This is a genomic window from Maribacter sp. 4U21 (assembly GCF_002742365.1).
Taxonomy (GTDB): domain Bacteria; phylum Bacteroidota; class Bacteroidia; order Flavobacteriales; family Flavobacteriaceae; genus Maribacter.
Genome location: NZ_MDGN01000079.1, coordinates 1 through 16811, shown reverse-complemented (window position 1 = coordinate 16811; position 16811 = coordinate 1). Strand labels below are relative to the sequence as shown.

The window sequence follows — 16811 nt, the reverse complement described above, 5'->3', positions numbered from 1 at the left end:
ACTTCTCGGCAAGGTCGCTGCAATATATCTTCATCGACCATATCAGCAGGGAGGCCAAGGTGACCACGGACAAATGGAAGGGGTACAGGCCCATCGCAAAGGTCTACGATATAAACCAGATAGAAAGCGCGAAGGGGGCCAACTTCAAGGCGCTGCATACCATGATACACCAGATAAAGTCATGGATTAGAACGACCTATTCATGGGTGAGCGACTTTCATATCAACAGGTATTTCAACGAGTTCTGCTTCAGGATAAACCGCTCCCAAAGCAAGGCGACCGTATTCAACAACCTGATAACTAAAATGGTCGGAAAAGAAAAAGTATACCAGTCCAAACTAATATGTAGTTAACTACTGACCTCTAAAAATTTAAATTTTTTTTGGAAGAAATTATATGATAAGAAAGAAATGAATAAGTATTTGGTTCCCGACCTACACTATTTTGAATACTATAGTTTATAAGAAATTAAAAGCCTCGGTTTTTGAAACCGAGGCTTTTGAATTTATTCCGCTCCTAAATAAATATATCTGTTCAACTGTTTAAAGTCAGCTCCAACAACAATGATGATATAGTAATATGTACCAGTTGGTAAGAAACCTGATTTTCCAAAGGAGTTGTTTGGCGCGAATCCGCCCCAATCATTTTTATAATCTTTTCCTTCGTAGACCATATTACCCCATCTATTAAATATCATAACATCAAAGTTATAGTCACAGTATTCAGCTCCTCTAATTTCGAACATGTCATTTACTCCATCTCCGTTGGCCGTTACAGCTTTACTTGATCCGTCCTGAATAAAGGCTACACAATCTCTATTGGTTGTTACGGTAAAGTCAACATAATATTTAAATTCTTCACCCGTAGATGTATAGGCAATTCTATATTCACCCAATTCCAAGCCTTCCGGAACAAAAATACTGCTGTCTAACATTACATCTCCTTCCGTAACTTCGAACACGCCATTTGTATCAAACCCTTCAGGAAGATAATCCACAAGATCAATAGCTTCGTCTTCAATACAAATGTCAATAGTGATTTCCTGTAATTGAGGTTGTAACACGAATATGATCTGCTTAAAAGAAGCTGTGTTGTCACAAGAGTCGGTTACATCCCACGTACGTATGATCATAAAATCCTCAGAGTCACTTGCATTTTGAATTTCTTCAGAGAACAGAACCTCATAATCTCCACTGCCACCGGTAAAGGTAAGTTGCGGATCCTCAGAAGTCTCATCTCCACAGAGACTGGTAATCTCTGCCTCAAAATCGCTCGATGCCAATGCTTCCTCGTCATCTATTATGGTTATCGTTGCATTACCGTCAATCACCGGAACAAAATCAGGAGCATTTAATAGATCCGCAAAAAATACTTCTGTACTTTCAATCAAGCAATCATCGATTATGACCACGTTAAAAGTTATGCTGGACTGTCCTTCAGCAAAGGCTAAAGTTCCGTTAGACGCTGTATAATCTACACCACCGGCAGTCGCAGTTGCTGTTCCACCACCATCATTAGTAGCGTAGTCAACGTTAAAGGCTGTAAAAGAACCTTGAACGCGAACCGTGACAGTTGCTACACCGGTCTGCTCATTGACTTGTAGGTCGTCTATATAGAGACCGTCATTCATTCCAGGTGCATCGTTATCGGTAATGGTACCTACACCTGTATCGTCGAGCATGTTCACACCGACTGGTGGAACGGCATCGAAGGTAAGTGCGATATCCAAGGTCTCCGTATTCTCTATGATTGTGTCGTCCACAATGTTGATGGTCACCAGTTGTGTATCCCCGGTTGCCGTACCGGCTGGGAAGGTCACAAAGGTATCGGTGTTCGCTACGGTATTGTCATCGGGACTGACAGCGGAACCATCGGCAATGTCAAAGTCCACGTTGAATCCACCCTGCACGTCCGCGTTCAGTGTTACGTCGAAGGTAGCGGTCCCCGCATTTTCATCGACCGTAAAGTCACTTACGGAAACACCGGTCCCCGCACCACCGTCGTTGTCGGTAATGGTACCGACACCGTTGGCATCCACGATATTGATAAGAGTTGTGGAGAGATTGGATAATTTACCTTCCAAGTTTTCTGTTTCTTCAATTATACTATCATCAATTATAGGAACATTTATAACATGTGATTCGCCATCGTTTCCAGTAAAAGTAATAGTTCCCGAGCTGCCCGTGTAATCTTCAGCTTCTGTTGCAGAACCATCTAAAAGGTTATAATCAATAGTAAAGCTGTTTTGAAGATTTCCATTTAAGGAAACTGTAAAGTTTGCGGTTCCAACATCCTCGTTTACGGTAAAATCGTTAATCGAAACTCCTTTGTTGGCACCATTGTCATTATCTGTTATGGAAACAGAAACGCTAGCCGTAGCAGAAACAGCTGGTGTGTCATGTGCGAAATTCACTGAGAAAGACTCGCTTGGTTCAATTAGATTATCGTCCGTAATGGGAATTATAATATCAAAAGAAGTGATATCCTCCGTCGCAAGGGTATACGTTTCGGATACCGAAGAATAATCTTCTCTCGCAAGAGCTGAGACGTTACTTGTGCTATAATTGATAGTTGCTCCTGGTCTATACGTACCCTCAATACCAATGGTTAGTACGGCCAAGCCAATATCTTCCGGTACTGTAAGACTTTGAACGGTTATGCAAGATTATAAGAAGTATCCAGTTCAACATTTATGTCTACATTTGCTATTGCAACGGTTCCGTTAGTATCGGTGATCTCACATGTTAAACTATCTGACCCGCTGTAATAGGCATCCAGCGTGTATTAAATGAAATCATCTAAGGGATTGGATGGCGTTCCATTCTTATTAACGGAAGCTGTACCATTTGTTGGGTTAGATAGTATTGTTAAAGCGGTATTTTCTTGTGGACCGTCTAGCCCAAAATCATCATTGCTCAGTACATCAAAAACATTGTTGGTAGTGCCTTCGTGGATTGTGTAGGTATCATCGATTGCCGTTGGTAAATTATCTGGTTTTACGTTAAGCGTTACTGTTGAAGTGTTACATACGGCTGCATTAGGAGCTGGTAGACAAACTTCAACTTCAAAAACGTCTGTACCTGCAAAACCAGGATTTGGAGTGTAGGTAAAAGTACCATCAGCGTTAACGACTACAGTTCCGTTTAAAGGTGTAACACTAGTAAAATAGCAATATGAAGACCCAGCAGGAACATTATCATTTGCTCCCACATCACCATTAAAAATTGCGCCAAACTCCGAATCAAATATATCATCAACGGCGTAAGTTTGCATTAGGAAAAATTTACCATCTCCATTATCAAGAGAGGCGGATAAATATCTAATGGAAGTAGTCGTTGAGCCTATTGGCGCTAAATCTGATAATTTAAAGAGACCAATTCCTATAATCTGTCCGTTATCATTATTTCTTCCGCTACTCCAATAATCAGAGTTTGGTAATGGAACATCTTGCGGTTTGACTCCTGTCAAGTTTCCTTGATTTCTTACAAAGGTACTGCCCAGTAATACCTCTGGACCACCACCAACTGGCATGCCATATAATTCTAAATACTAACAGTTATTGCTACCTCTTTCGGTAACTGCTAAAATCCCATCAGGATTTGATGGGATTCCTGGACTATAAGTGATTGTCTGAATCTGAGAATTCGTTGTGGATGCCGCAGCCAGATTACCGCAGAAATTATCTCCATTACTATTTGATTCAAAATAATGATTTAGATTTCCTGACTGGTAAGCCTTGATAGCTTCGCTTTCCCAATTTGATGCATTACTTGCTCCTACTATTTGGGTACCGTTCTGCCAAATATGATTTCCGCTGTGACCTCCGGGTCCTAAGCGCGTCATTTCATAGGTAGAGGGGACTACAAAGGTATTTTATATAGCCCCATCTATTTCAATGAAATCCAGTGTAGCGGGGTCATCAAATGTAGTCTGAGTATCTGACCAATTAAACGTAACACCAGAGGAAATTCCTGGAGCGTTAATTTCTGTTTGGAAACCTAGTGATATTAGCACGAAAAGTACCAGACCTACTAAGGTTGATTTCTTTCTTTTCAATTGCTTGTTGCGCGGAATGTTGCATAGCTTAAAATTTGATGAGATTTTAGATTGGGAAACTGAAAATCTCTAATTTGGGTTTTGATTCTTTAAGTTAAATTTTTAACATCAAATAAAGGACTAAGTCTTCAGTTCCCATAGCTAATTGGTTTAAGGGTGCATTTTGTCGATAGCGAACAAATCTTTCGGTGAAGTGTAAATTTTGATAGATTAAGGAAAAAGCCCAAGAACTTTCAAGTGTCGGTGGGTGGTCTAAAATATAGTTTGAACTGAATTTGTTTTTAGACAAATTCAGTTGGAAATCAACTCTTTGTATGTTCTGATGAGAAGGTGTCAGTATGATTTTATAGCAACAAAAAGTCCTTTTCAACCTAATTTGAAAAGGACTTTTTTATATATAGACGCTCTCGCGGAATAGTTTCTTTATGTACGTTGCAAAACTAATTTTTAGATGTATGACCCACGTTAAATAAAAGTGAAATCTGGATTAATAAATATCGGGATTCTTGATAATATCTTGCGCTCTATTTTTAAGTTCTTGAAGCTCGTCTTTATCTTTCTTATGCAGTAAATTCATCATCATTGCCATGCGGTTGTTATTGTTAAAATGCTCTTTTTTCTCATCTAAAAAGTTCCAGTACAAAGAGTTAAAAGGACAAGCGTTTTCTCCTATTTTTTTAGTGTGACTATAATCACATTTAGTGCAATAATTACCCATCTTATTGATGTAATTAGCGCTACTTACGTAAGGTTTTGTGGCTACGATACCGCCATCGGCAAACTGGCTCATTCCTCTAGTATTGGTGATTTCCACCCATTGGATGGCGTCTATGTATACCCCTAAGTACCATTTATCTACCTCATCCGGGTCTATTTGAGTTAAGAGGGCATAATTGCCTATAATCATTAAACGTTGAATATGATGGGCGTAGGCTTCGTCTAAACTTTGGCCTATGGCATGCTTCAAGCAGTTCATCTTTGTTTTTCCCGTCCAAAAGAAATCGGGTAGGGGATTCTTGTTCTCTAGACTATTCATCTGTGCATATTCCGGCATTTCTTTCCAATATATACCTCGCATATATTCTCGCCAGCCCAAGATTTGCCGTATAAAACCTTCTACCTGCGAGATATCTATTTGCGAGCTATGCTCATAGTAATGGTCCAGTACGGCGTTAATCACCTCTTTTGGAGCTATTATTTTGGTGTTCATGGCAAAGGAAAGTCGGGAATGAAATAAAAATTTCTCTTCCGTATGCAGCGCATCTTGATAATCGCCAAAGTGGACTAAGAGATTTTCACAGAAATAATTAAGTGTGGCCAAACAATCTTCTCTGCTAGTGGGCCAATTAAATTTGGTCGTATCAATTTCTCCAAACGATACTATGGCCGCGCTGTTAATTTCGTCAACTACTTTATGTGCATCTTGCCCAAAAGTTAATGCTTTTGGTATGCCCGGTGTGCCTTTCCACTTTTTACGGTTGCTATGGTCAAAATTCCATTTACCCCCTTCAGGTTGTCCGCCAACAATCATGATATCATGTTTTTTTCGCATCATACGATAAAAATTCTCCATGATCAATTGCTTTTTCCCTTCGAAAAAGTTTTTAAGTTCATAACGTGTGGTGTAAAAGTGTTCGGTGTCTACCGAAGCGGTTTCCGTTTTTAGGCGTTTGCAAATACCTTTTAACTGGATGTCTAGACGGTATTCATCAGGTAATTGGTATTCAAATTTGGCTGCGCTTGTAGCTTCAATATTTTTCTGTATAATTTTTTCTAAATCATGCAGATTGTTATTGTCACTAATTTTGTAGTATATAAAATGATGTCCCTTTTTAGACAGCTCATCGGAAAAGCTACGCATGGCCAGGAAAAATGCGGTAATTTTCTGTATATGATGTTTTACATAGTCAGTTTCCTGTCTCATTTCTGCCATGAGATACGTAACGTTTTCATCGACTTCATTGAACCAAGAATGGTTTTGGTTCAGTTGGTCACCAAGAATTAAGCGAAGTACTTTCACGAATATTAATTTTTTAAATGTTTTAGAACAAGGTTTCTTGTAACCATAGTTTTTGAAATTTACCATTAGCATCATACATGCTAGCTTGTCTTGGAATATTGAATCTTCTGTTCCTAGGGTCATTTCCCACTCCGCTATTGTACATCCAATTGCCCCAATTACTATGTACATCGTAATCAATTAGCATGCTTTCAAAATACGCCGCCCCAACACGCCAATCTTGTTCAAGTTCCTTGGACCAAAAACTAGCTACGTTCTGCCTACCGCGGTTACTCATCCACCCGGTTAGGGCAAGTTCCTTCATATTTGCGTTCACAAAGGGTTCCTTGGTATTTCCCTTAATCCAATTTTCTTTTGCTTCGATGGAATTCTCCCATTGGTAATCAGCGTTGAGGATTCCTCCTAGGTAAAAAATCTTATTTTGATGTTTTAGGGAGACGTACTTAAAATAATCGCGCCAAATGAGTTCAAAAATCAACCAATAGGTATCTTGGTTTTTAATGACCTCCTTTTCAAATTTTTTCACTTGCCAGTAAATAGTCCTCGCCGATATACTGCCGTTTGCCAACCAAGCCGAAAGTTTGGAACTGTAGTCCTTTCCGATTAGCCCGTTCCTGGTCTTTTTATAATAGGCAAGTTTTTCTGTTTTCCAGAAGTACGATGCTATTCTATTATTGGCCTCGTCTTCCCCACCTTGAAATGGAAAAGCGGTACGGGAATCCGTTGAAAAGTCTCTTAATCCTAAATCATGAAGTGTTGGTATTTTTGTTGTGGTTTCAATAAGGTTGGTAGGTTCTTTTGGTTCGGGAGACGGATAAATCGATTTAATTTGGACATATTTTTCACATTTCTTCCTGAAGGTGGTAAAAACATCCGGAATTTTTTCGAAGCCGTCGTACGGTATATCATCCGGATGAAAGAGAAACTGACCAAAGGATTCATCAAAATTGACCAGTGCTGGAACACTGGCTATTACTGCATCAAAAACGTCGATTTCTTCTGGAGTCCACTCTTTTTGAAGAAAAATATTATTAATCTCGTTTTCCTTGACCAGTTTGGGAAGCACAACTTCCGGTTTATCATGAAATACGAAGAGGGTAACGTTTAGTTGTTTAAGATTGGCGCGTAGGTTGGTAATGGTCTCCATTAGGAACTTGGCACGGTATTTTTCCGTTTTTTTAAATCCAAAATTATCTACTTCGTAATGTCTTGGGTCAAAACAATATACGGCTATAACCTTCTTGCCATTCATGGCCTTGATCAATGATTCATTATCAGTAACCCTAAGATCATTCCTAAACCAGATGAGATTGTTCATTATATATTATTTATCGGCTTTAACCATTTTATTTCTACGACACCTCTTGCTGCAATATTTTACGTGAGCCCAGTTCTTTTCCCACTTCTTTCTCCAATTAAAGGGTAGGCCACACGTAGCACAGGTTTTGCTAGGCAAGTCACTTTTTTTATAGCCCATCTAGTACGGATCTTGTTTCTTGGTCCGGTTTGGCATAGGAAAGTCTATCCAGTATTTTCGGTAAGGCATAGCCATCTAGCCCTATGCTCGTTACAGTATCCGCTTTGTCTAATTGTACCCAACCATCTTTATGAATAATTTCTTCCGGTAGGTACAGGTGTTCTATTTTACCAATTATCAATATGCACCCGTTCTCTTTTATTTCGTATTCATTTTCATAACTACAGCCTATCTTTATGGTACTTTCCTTTACGTAAGGTGCTTTAAAATCGTCTAAATATTCTTCGGAGAGTCCGGTTTTCGCAAATTCTGAAACTCCTTTGTCATATTTTGCCGCGGTTTGGTGCGCTTGCTTAAAGTTGTTCTTGGAAACTTGATTTACAGTGAAATATCCCGTTGCCTTAAAATTATCATAGGTGTCCCTTCGCACGGTCAGGGGCCTTAACACAAAACCCAACATGGGCGGGTTGCTTCCAATATGTACTATAGAGTTGAAAATAGCCAAGTTGCTTTCCCCTTTCTCATTACAGGTAGCCAATAAATTTGAAGACCTATATCCGCTGCAACTATTTATAAGGTTCGCCTTGAATCTACTTTGAAGATAAGAAAAATGGACGGTATTAAAATGTTTCAAACGATTCTATTTTTGTTTATCAAATTTATAAAAAAGCTAAACATTTTAAAGTTAAATTTTACACAAATACGAACTGTCAATAGCGTTTTATAGTTCATTTTGTCCGTTTATATTTCTTATTTTAGCGATTGAACCAATCTAGGACATCACTCCATTTTTTATGAAACAGACCCCAAAGAATATAGCCATTATAGGATCCGGCCTAGTGGGTTCTTTACTTGCTATTTATCTAAGAAAATACGGCCATAGTATTACTGTTTTTGATCGTAGGCCAGATATAAGAGGGATAGAATTCTCCGGACGGTCCATCAATTTAGCCATGAGTAATAGGGGGTGGACAGCATTGGAGGAAGTGGGTATAGCAGAGGATATAAGAAAAATAGGTATTCCGCTCGATAAAAGGGCTATGCACGTAGTTGGCAAGGAAGAGTACTATCAAAAATACGGGAAAGAGGGGGAGGCCATTTGGTCTATCTCCAGAGGCGTTCTCAATAAAAGGATGATCGATTTAGCTGAAACGGCCGGGGTTCATTTCAGGTTTGAAGAAAAGGTTTGGGATATAGATTTGCCGGAAGCGAAAATTTATACGGGGGCTTCGGAAAAGAGTGAATGGAAATCATACCAATATGAGATGGTTTTTGGGTGTGATGGAGCTTTTTCCCGGGTAAGGCATAAAATGCAACGAAGGAGCCGGTTTGATTATTCTCAAGATTTTATAGATGTAGGGTACAAGGAATTGACCATTCCGCCGAACACCGGCGGAACCCATAAATTAGATAAACACTCTTTTCATATATGGCCAAGGGGCAAATTTATGCTTATTGCCATGCCTAATCTGGACGGTAGTTTTACCTGTACCCTGTTTCTTCCTTTTGAAGGGGACATATCCTTTAAAAAGCTTACCACCAGAGCGGAGGCCAAGCATTTTTTTAAGACGTATTTCCCTAATGTCAGCAAGGATATAGAAAACTTAACGGAGGACTTTTTTAACAATCCCACAAGCGCCATGGTTACCATGAAGTGCTATCCTTGGACGTATTGGGACAAGGTGGCCTTAGTTGGTGATTCTGCCCATGCTGTGGTTCCCTTCTATGGACAAGGAATGAATGCAGGCTTTGAGGATATTTATTGTTTAAACAACATCATTGGTAAATTTGGGGACGATTGGGAGGCTATTTTTAGAACCTACCAAGAGGAGCGAAAACCTAATGCCGATGCCATTGCAGAATTAAGCTATAGAAATTTTATAGAGATGAGCAGTAAAACTGCTGATAGCAATTTTTTATTACAAAAGAAGATTGAAAAGCATTTTGCCGATAAATACCCAGATAAATGGATTCCTGTGTACTCCCGTGTTACTTTTTCTAATAGGCCTTACGCTGAAGCCTTGTCCATTGGGGACAACCAAGAATTGATTATGAAGCAGATTATGCAAATACCAAATATAGCCGACATTTGGGATTCGATGGAGGTTGAAAATAAGATTTTGGATTTATTATCTTAATCTTTCATTTCTGTTCTTCGCATTGGCATGCCGTCAATTAGCTCAAAAATAGTTTCCGTTTTAATGGGGTAAGATTCCTTGAATTTTACACCTCCATCTTTACCTAGTAATATAACCCCGTTAAAAGAGGATTCAATAGGACGGTTACTCTTTAATCGAAGACGTACTCCTTCGCTATTAAAGAACGAACCATTTGAGTACAGAAATAGCAGCAGTGCCCGCTCCTTAACCTCTTTTTCTAACGATTTGAAAACTTGTATTGCGGATTTTGCTTTGATAAGCTTTTGGTCACTATCGGCAAAGATGAGTATCCTGTTTATCCATTTAAAATCGGCCATATCTTGCGAGTATAGCATAAAGCAAATAGCATAAATGATTGTGAAACAAAAAGTCTTTTTGGAATACATGTACATCAATATAAACAAAAAAGCCATCCTTTTAAAGATGGCTTTACTATTAAATTTTCTATGCTCTTATAATTTAGCGAACATTTTTTGCATTTTTTCTGATTCTTCTTCCGCCAAGGCAGGGTCAACCAAAATTCTACCACTGTGTTCGTCCGTGATTATTTTCTTACGAGAAGCAATTTCTACTTGTACTTGAGGCGGTATTGTAAAAAATGAACCCCCAGAAGCTCCTCTTTCGATGGGAACAACCGCTAGGCCGTTTTTAACGTTATTACGTATACGGGCGTAGGCCTTGACCAAACGTTCTTCTATTTTATCTTGGAATTTTATAGATTCCTCCAATAGTGCTTTTTCTTCTTTCTCGGTTTCTGCAAGAATAGCATCTAGCTCTCCTTTTTTATGTTTAAGGTGTGCTTCGCGTTCGCTTAAACGCTCCTTTGTTTCAGAAATAACCTCTTTCTTTTGGTCTATCTGAGCTTTGAATTCCTTGATGTTTTTTTCAGCTAGTTGTATTTCCAACTCCTGAAATTCAAGTTCTTTACTTATAGAGTTGAATTCTCTACTGTTGCGGACATTTTTCTGCTGCTCCGTGTATTTCTTGATTAAAGCTTTTGCTTCCTCGATTAGATTTTTCTTAGCACCTATTTCAAAATTGATTGTTTCTAAATCGGTTTTAAGTTTATCCATTCTAGTTTTTAGGCCTAGGACGTCATCTTCCAAATCTTCAACTTCCAAAGGTAACTCACCGCGAACGTTGCGTATTTCATCTACTCTAGAGTCAATTAATTGCAGGTCATATAAAGCTCTTAATTTTGCTTCTACAGATGAATCTTCTTTTTTTGCCATACTTAAAAATACTTGATAGGATTTGTTAAACTTTCCGATAAACGGATTGCAAAATTAGGAATTTTTTTTGTAAGATAATCAACTAATAGCGTTTTTGTAAACTGCTCAGTTTCAAAGTGTCCAATATCCGCAATTACCATTTGTTTTTCCGCTTCGTAAAATTGATGGTATTTTATGTCGGACGTGACAAATACATCTGCCTTGGCTCGCTTTGCCGCACGTATTGCGAACGCTCCGCTACCTCCTAGAACGGCCACTTTTTTGATAGGCTTCCCAAGGAACTCGGAATGTCTTACGACCGATGCGTTCATTTTGTCCTTAAGAAAGGTCATGAAAGCTTCTTCGGTTTGTGGCTCGTCCAGTTCACCTATCATCCCCATACCAATATGTTGGTTGGTGTTTTCCAGTGTTGTTACTTCATAAGCCACTTCCTCATAAGGATGGTTCTCTTTTAGGGAAGTTAAAATCTTATACTCGTTCATTTTTGGATAAGTAAGAGATATCATTACCTCTTCTTCGATATGTGTTTTTCCTTTTTCTCCTTTTAGCGGATTGGTGTTTTCTCCAGGCCTAAAACTTCCTTTGCCTATAGTTGTAAAACTACAGTTGTCGTAGTTTCCAATAGTGCCGGCTCCTGCTTTAAATAATTCTTCTCGTAGTTGGTCTGCGGCGGCGATAGGTACGTAGGTGACCAATTTTTTGATCGTTCCTACTTGAGGAATTAATATTTGTATATTTCCTAATCCTAAAACTTCGCAAATTTTTGCATTTACACCCTTAAAAGAATTGTCCAAGGCCGTATGAGGAGCGTAAATGGCTATATCGTTCCTAATGGCTTTTAAAACCGTACGCTCCACGTAATTTCTACCGGTCAGCTTTTTTAGCCCTTCAAAAATTATAGGGTGAAAGCTTATAATAAGGTTACAGTGGTTCGCTATCGCTTCATCGACAACATGTTCTAAGGTGTCAAGCGTCACTAGTATGCCGTTGACCTTCATATCTTTGTCACCAACGAGAAGGCCCACATTATCGAAGTCCTCTGCATAATCTAGTGGGGCCAGGTCTTCTAATATTTCTATAACGCCATTTACTGTCATTTTCAATAAAATATAAGGTCATCAAAGATAAAATATTATATTTTCGTTCTGATGCAACTGTTGAGAAAACTTCTTTTTCCCATTTCCTTGATTTATGCCCTAGTTGTACGTGTTAGGAACCTATTCTATGATGTAGGCCTATTTAAATCAACAAGCTATGAAACACCCATAATTTGCGTTGGTAACCTCAGTGTTGGTGGTGCCGGTAAGACGCCCATGGTAGAGTTTTTGATTAGAAGACTCCAAAAGGAAAATAAGTTGGCCGTATTGAGTAGAGGGTATAAACGTAAAACATCAGGTTTTATAATAGCAAACACCAATACAGAGGTCGAGGATATTGGTGATGAACCCTTTCAGATATTTAATAAATTTCAAAACGTAAGTGTTGCGGTGGATGTCGATAGAAGAAACGGCATAGCTCGACTTGATAAAACAGTTAATCCAGATATTATTATACTGGATGATGCTTTTCAACATAGACGCGTAAAGCCTTCACATAACATTTTACTTACTGCATATAACAATTTATATGTAAATGATTGGTACCTACCCACTGGCGATTTGAGGGATAGTAAATATGCTTCCCAAAGAGCGGATTTAATCGTCATAACCAAGTGTCCAGCTTCTATTTCTAAAAAGGAGAAAAATACGTTACGGTCACAAATTAACCCAAGAGCACATCAGAAGGTTTTATTCTCTTATTTGGAGTATGATAGTAAACTGTATAGCGGAAAAGACGAAATTTATTTAGAGTCGCTCAAGGATAAAAAAGTTACCCTTGTCACGGGCATTGCCAATCCACAACCATTATATCAATACGTAGTAACCAAAGGGTTGAGAGTAGAGCACTTGTCATTTGCGGACCATCATTTTTTTACGGAAAATGAGCTGAAGTCGTTAAGAACAAAAAATATAATCATTACTACAGAAAAGGATTATATGCGTTTAGCTGGCAAGATTGAGAACCTTTACTATCTATCGATAAAACATGCTTTTTTTCCAGAAGATTCGACTGTAATAGAAAAGTATTTGAGTGCAATTACGAAGTAGAGTTCTGAATTTTCTTATCAAAAATGTTCTCCCCTATTTTTTGATAGAAAATTTCCGGTTTAAATGGCTTGGTGACCACATCGTTACAACCTGCCGCGTAAAAACTCTCCAAACTATCATCCAATGAAATAGCCGTAAGCGCTATAATCGGGGTTTGTTGGTCAAAATCACGTATTTGTATCGTTGCCTCTTCGCCACTGATTCCAGGCATGTGGATATCCATTAAAATGGCATCATAAACATTTTCCTTTGCAAGCACAACGGCCTCTTCGCCATTGCTGGCAATATCACTGGTAATATCTTTTTTGGTAAGCATCTTCTTAGTGATAACCTGGTTAATTTTATTGTCCTCAACAATCATTAAATGTAGACCTTTAAAATCGTAATCTCTCTGTGTAATTTCGAAATCAACGGCATCAACAAGGTCTTCCAAGCTCTTCATGTCCACTTCAAAGAAAAAAGAACTGCCCTCGCCAAGACTACTTTTGAGCTGAATTTTACTACCGAACAGTTTTAACAAGCTTTTTACGATAGTAAGGCCAAGACCAGTACCTCCATATTCTCTGTTTATCTGAATAGAGCCCTGTTCAAACCCTTCAAAAATGCTTTGCTGTTTTTCTTTGGAAATACCGATCCCGTCATCTTTAACCTCAAAATAGATTTTTACCTCCTCGTTTTCTTTTTTGAGCAGTTTGGCAATTACGGTTACCTCTCCGTCTTTGGTGAATTTTATAGCGTTCCCTATAAGATTCATAAAAACTTGGGACAGCTTTAGAGGGTCACTCATCAAGTGGCTCGGAATGTCCGCGTCGTAATCCAATATTATTTGTGTGTTGTTGGCTTTGGCGCTTTGCTGGAGGGAATCAATTACCTCATTGATAATCTTTTTCAAATTGAACTCCATGTTCAATGGCTCTAGCTTATTGGCATCAATTTTATTGATGTGAAGAATATCATTTATAAAGTTCAAAAGATAATCTCCAGAAAATTTTAATGCCTTCAGATGTTCTTTTTGATGGTCGGATGGATTTTCCTCTAAGAGTAAATGTGTAAGACCCGTTACCGCATACAATGGGGTTCTGAGCTCATGACTAACCGTGGACAAAAAGTTGGTTTTAGCTTCCATGGCCTGGACCGCCCCATCCCTAGCAACCTGAAGTTCTTTATTTTTGGTTTGTAAGAGATCGTTAGTTTTTAATTTTATCTGGTTGTTGCGATATAGGGAAACCGCCAAAAGTGTTATGATAATCAGGAAGGCTGAGGTTAATATTGCCGTTATTTCAGACCTGTTTTGAGACTCGGTTAGTTCTTGGATTTTATCTTCCTGTCTTATGATTTCCTCTGTTTTAAAATCATCCCGTATTTTATCGGCCGTCTTTGCTTCCAGTTTCAACTTTTCAATATTGAATATGGAATCTTTTATTTCAAGCAGATTTCTATTGTTCGCTAAGGACTTATTGTACAGTCCTAATTTCTCATATACTTCTGTCAAGAGTTCATTAGCTTCTCTGATTTCCATAAAAAAACCATTCTTATTGGCCAATTCCAATGCATTTTCACCATTTTTTGCACTTTCTTCGAAATCTTCGGTACTTAGACCAAGTTCTGCGAGTCCAAGATAAGCTTGCGTAGATAGGTAGTCTTTCTCGTAGATGTCTGTATTTACGACAAGTGAGTTTAAATTTTTTGAAGCACTCTCGTACTTTTCCAAATTCATGTAAACTCGAGCTTCCGTCAAGAGAATGTTATTGAAAAAATTACGGTCATTATTTAATTGTTTGGCCTCATTTAGCATAAAAAGGGCCTGAAAATTCTGATTGCTACGGTAAAGCAAAATAGCCTCTATGTACTTGTGTATGGCATCTCCATATGGGTAGGCAATATCTTTTAGTAGTACACTAGCTCTATCCCAATAAAACTGGGTGTCAGCTTCCTTCTCTAATTTTAGGTATAAGAGTGCTAGCTCATGGTAACTGTCTATAAGCGACTTGATATCTTCATTTTTCTCTGCCTCCTCCGAAGCCTTATCCAAAGTTTCTAAAGCTTGATCTATCTTATTCTGGTTCCTTAATTTTCGAGCTTCGTTGAAGTAGGGGGAAATATCCTTGTACGGAATGGAATCTTGTGCGTAAAACGGGACTGCCATTACCGTGAGTAACAATAGTAAAATAAAATTCCTAAGGCTTTTATGTAATGAAGAGAATTTCAAATGTATTCTTTGTTGTTCATAAAATGTATCAGGTCAATAATTCTACTGCTGTAGCCAGTTTCATTATCGTACCAGCCTATAATCTTAACCATTTTTCCTATTACGGACGTCATCTGAGAATCAAACGTACAAGAATGGGAACTATTGTTTATATCAATAGATACTATAGGGTCTTCCGTATAATATAATATATTTTTCAATTCGTTTTCTGCCGACTTTTCAAAAGTATCATTTATTTCCTTAATAGTAATATTCCTTTTTACATTGAAAGTAATATCTGTCAAAGAACCATTAGGGACAGGAACCCGGATACCACAGCCACCGATTACATCCGCTAAATCCGGAAAAATGCGGGTTAAGGCTTTTGCTGCTCCCGTGGTAGTAGGAACTATGGATTGAGATGCCGCCCTGGCCCTCCTTAAATCCCGATGCGGTTGATCATGCAAACTTTGATCGCTCGTGTAAGAGTGAATTGTTGTAATATAAGCCTGTTCTATACCACATAGATCATTGATGACTTTTATCATTGGTGCCGCATTGTTCGTGGTACACGAGGCGTTCGATAGTATTGCATCTTCCTTTGTTATGGTGTTTTCGTTAATGCCATAAACAATCATTTTAATGGCCTCGTCCACAGGTGGAACTGATAATATAACTTTCTTAGCACCGTTTTTTAAATGAAAGTCCAGACTTTCCCTTGTCTTGAATTTACCTGAACATTCTACAACTATATCAACCTTTTGATCGCTCCAATTTATCTCTCTGGGATGGTTGTGGTTGGTAAGTTTTATCGCTTTTTTTTCTAGAATGATGTGTTCTTCATCAAAAGAGATGGCCGAATTCATGATACCATGGATGCTATCGTATTTCAATAAATGTGATAGTGTTTTGGAATCCGCCAAATCATTAATGGCCACCACGTTGAGATTAGGGTGATGCTGAATGAGTCTAAACAATGTACGGCCAATACGACCAAAGCCATTGATACCTATGTTAACTGTTCCCATGGCATAAAATTAAGGCTTTAAAAGCAGCTAAAGGCTTTAAATATTAAACTTGACGGGTATGCGAATCTTAATGAATATGTTTATGTGCTTTGTAGGAAGAACGCACCAAGGCACCGCTTTCTACATGTCTAAAACCCATTTCTAAGCCTATTGTCTCGTATTTCTTAAATTGTTCAGGAGTAATAAATTCTTTTACGGGCAAGTGTTTTTTTGAGGGTTGTAAATATTGCCCAATGGTGACGATGTCCACATTTGCATTTCGTAAATCTTGCATGGTGGCAATTACTTCTTTCTCTAACTCGCCAAGGCCCAACATAATACCGGATTTTGTCCTATTAATACCACTGGCTTTTAAATAGCGCAAGACTTCAAGACTACGTTCGTATTTGGCCTGTATGCGCACTTCTCTCGTAAGTCTCTTTACGGTCTCCATGTTGTGGGAAACTACTTCTGGTGCAACTGCTACAATACGATCAATATGTCTTTCTATACCTTGAAAATCCG

17 protein-coding genes are annotated in these 16811 nt (G+C 38.5%); 3 read left to right on the top strand and 14 right to left on the bottom strand.

The genetic code is table 11. From position 1 onward, the window contains the following. Window positions 1-353: transposase (locus tag BFP77_RS16730; RefSeq protein WP_143751933.1), on the top strand; the 353-nt coding region annotated here is incomplete at its 5' end. 152 nt (window positions 354-505) lie between these two features. Here the strand turns inward: BFP77_RS16730 and BFP77_RS16725 are convergent. From BFP77_RS16725 to BFP77_RS16690, 8 genes are all read right to left on the bottom strand, one after another. Further along, window positions 506-2659: a Calx-beta domain-containing protein gene (locus tag BFP77_RS16725; RefSeq protein WP_257213014.1), complete on the bottom strand. Its 2154-nt coding sequence runs from the start codon at window positions 2657-2659 to the stop codon at window positions 506-508. 125 nt (window positions 2660-2784) lie between these two features. Then, entirely contained in the window at window positions 2785-3531 is a 747-nt protein-coding gene (locus BFP77_RS16720) for an Ig-like domain-containing protein (protein ID WP_099575196.1), read from the bottom strand. 18 nt (window positions 3532-3549) lie between these two features. Beyond that, window positions 3550-3843 (bottom strand): hypothetical protein, encoded by a 294-nt coding sequence (locus tag BFP77_RS16715; protein ID WP_099575195.1) that lies wholly within the window; start codon window positions 3841-3843, stop codon window positions 3550-3552. A gap of 30 nt (window positions 3844-3873) precedes the next feature. Then, window positions 3874-4056, bottom strand: coding sequence for a hypothetical protein (locus BFP77_RS16710; protein WP_099575194.1), 183 nt, complete (start codon window positions 4054-4056; stop codon window positions 3874-3876). A 487-nt stretch (window positions 4057-4543) separates the two neighbouring features. Continuing rightward, on the bottom strand, window positions 4544-6076 hold the full coding sequence (locus BFP77_RS16705; protein WP_257213013.1) for a cryptochrome/photolyase family protein: 1533 nt from the start codon (window positions 6074-6076) through the stop codon (window positions 4544-4546). A 22-nt stretch (window positions 6077-6098) separates the two neighbouring features. Then, the gene (locus tag BFP77_RS16700) at window positions 6099-7394 is read right to left on the bottom strand and encodes a DASH family cryptochrome (protein WP_099575192.1); all 1296 of its coding nucleotides are present in this window, start codon (window positions 7392-7394) and stop codon (window positions 6099-6101) included. Window positions 7395-7400: 6 nt separating this feature from the next. Further along, window positions 7401-7553 carry a DUF2256 domain-containing protein gene (locus BFP77_RS16695; protein WP_099575191.1) on the bottom strand — a complete coding sequence of 51 codons (153 nt, stop codon included), beginning with the start codon at window positions 7551-7553 and terminating at the stop codon, window positions 7401-7403. Further along, window positions 7543-8187 (bottom strand): flavin reductase family protein, encoded by a 645-nt coding sequence (locus BFP77_RS16690; protein WP_099575190.1) that lies wholly within the window; start codon window positions 8185-8187, stop codon window positions 7543-7545. The genes BFP77_RS16695 and BFP77_RS16690 overlap by 11 nt, the downstream gene beginning before the upstream one ends. 160 nt (window positions 8188-8347) lie before the next feature. Between BFP77_RS16690 and BFP77_RS16685 the strand changes: the two genes are divergently transcribed. Continuing rightward, window positions 8348-9691 carry an FAD-dependent oxidoreductase gene (locus BFP77_RS16685; RefSeq protein ID WP_099575189.1) on the top strand — a complete coding sequence of 448 codons (1344 nt, stop codon included), beginning with the start codon at window positions 8348-8350 and terminating at the stop codon, window positions 9689-9691. Here the strand turns inward: BFP77_RS16685 and BFP77_RS16680 are convergent. The 3 genes from BFP77_RS16680 to BFP77_RS16670 form a co-directional block, all read right to left on the bottom strand. Further along, on the bottom strand, window positions 9688-10029 hold the full coding sequence (locus BFP77_RS16680; RefSeq protein WP_180272385.1) for a DUF4174 domain-containing protein: 342 nt from the start codon (window positions 10027-10029) through the stop codon (window positions 9688-9690). The genes BFP77_RS16685 and BFP77_RS16680 overlap by 4 nt on opposite strands. A gap of 135 nt (window positions 10030-10164) precedes the next feature. Continuing rightward, entirely contained in the window at window positions 10165-10944 is a 780-nt protein-coding gene (locus BFP77_RS16675) for a zinc ribbon domain-containing protein (protein ID WP_099575187.1), read from the bottom strand. Between the two features lie 2 nt (window positions 10945-10946). Continuing rightward, entirely contained in the window at window positions 10947-12041 is a 1095-nt protein-coding gene (locus BFP77_RS16670) for a Nif3-like dinuclear metal center hexameric protein (protein ID WP_099575186.1), read from the bottom strand. A 51-nt stretch (window positions 12042-12092) separates the two neighbouring features. On the opposite strand from BFP77_RS16670, the gene lpxK reads away from it, so the two are divergent. Beyond that, complete coding sequence (gene lpxK, locus BFP77_RS16665) at window positions 12093-13091, top strand: tetraacyldisaccharide 4'-kinase (RefSeq protein ID WP_099575185.1); 999 nt, start codon at window positions 12093-12095, stop codon at window positions 13089-13091. Here the strand turns inward: lpxK and BFP77_RS16660 are convergent. The 3 genes from BFP77_RS16660 to BFP77_RS16650 all read right to left on the bottom strand — a co-directional run. After that, window positions 13081-15237, bottom strand: a complete 2157-nt coding sequence (locus BFP77_RS16660; RefSeq protein ID WP_099575184.1) for a hybrid sensor histidine kinase/response regulator — start codon at window positions 15235-15237, stop codon at window positions 13081-13083. The two genes, lpxK and BFP77_RS16660, sit on opposite strands and share 11 nt — an antisense overlap. 59 nt (window positions 15238-15296) lie before the next feature. Continuing rightward, window positions 15297-16307 carry a type I glyceraldehyde-3-phosphate dehydrogenase gene (gap, locus tag BFP77_RS16655; protein WP_099575183.1) on the bottom strand — a complete coding sequence of 337 codons (1011 nt, stop codon included), beginning with the start codon at window positions 16305-16307 and terminating at the stop codon, window positions 15297-15299. Window positions 16308-16374: 67 nt separating this feature from the next. Next, window positions 16375-16811 (bottom strand): radical SAM protein (locus BFP77_RS16650; protein WP_143751932.1); only part of this gene is annotated, 437 nt, incomplete at its 5' end.

Excerpts from the sequence above, each read along its gene's own strand:
- BFP77_RS16720 (WP_099575196.1), bottom strand. The coding sequence starts at position 3,531 with ATGCCAGTTGGTGGTGGTCCAGAGGTATTACTGGGCAGTACCTTTGTA.
- BFP77_RS16715 (WP_099575195.1), bottom strand. The coding sequence starts at position 3,843 with ATGACGCGCTTAGGACCCGGAGGTCACAGCGGAAATCATATTTGGCAG.
- BFP77_RS16700 (WP_099575192.1), bottom strand. The coding sequence starts at position 7,394 with ATGAACAATCTCATCTGGTTTAGGAATGATCTTAGGGTTACTGATAAT.
- BFP77_RS16695 (WP_099575191.1), bottom strand. The coding sequence starts at position 7,553 with ATGGGCTATAAAAAAAGTGACTTGCCTAGCAAAACCTGTGCTACGTGT.
- BFP77_RS16685 (WP_099575189.1), top strand. The coding sequence starts at position 8,348 with ATGAAACAGACCCCAAAGAATATAGCCATTATAGGATCCGGCCTAGTG.
- BFP77_RS16680 (WP_180272385.1), bottom strand. The coding sequence starts at position 10,029 with ATGGCCGATTTTAAATGGATAAACAGGATACTCATCTTTGCCGATAGT.
- BFP77_RS16675 (WP_099575187.1), bottom strand. The coding sequence starts at position 10,944 with ATGGCAAAAAAAGAAGATTCATCTGTAGAAGCAAAATTAAGAGCTTTA.
- BFP77_RS16670 (WP_099575186.1), bottom strand. The coding sequence starts at position 12,041 with ATGACAGTAAATGGCGTTATAGAAATATTAGAAGACCTGGCCCCACTA.
- lpxK (WP_099575185.1), top strand. The coding sequence starts at position 12,093 with ATGCAACTGTTGAGAAAACTTCTTTTTCCCATTTCCTTGATTTATGCC.
- BFP77_RS16660 (WP_099575184.1), bottom strand. The coding sequence starts at position 15,237 with ATGGCAGTCCCGTTTTACGCACAAGATTCCATTCCGTACAAGGATATT.
- gap (WP_099575183.1), bottom strand. The coding sequence starts at position 16,307 with ATGGGAACAGTTAACATAGGTATCAATGGCTTTGGTCGTATTGGCCGT.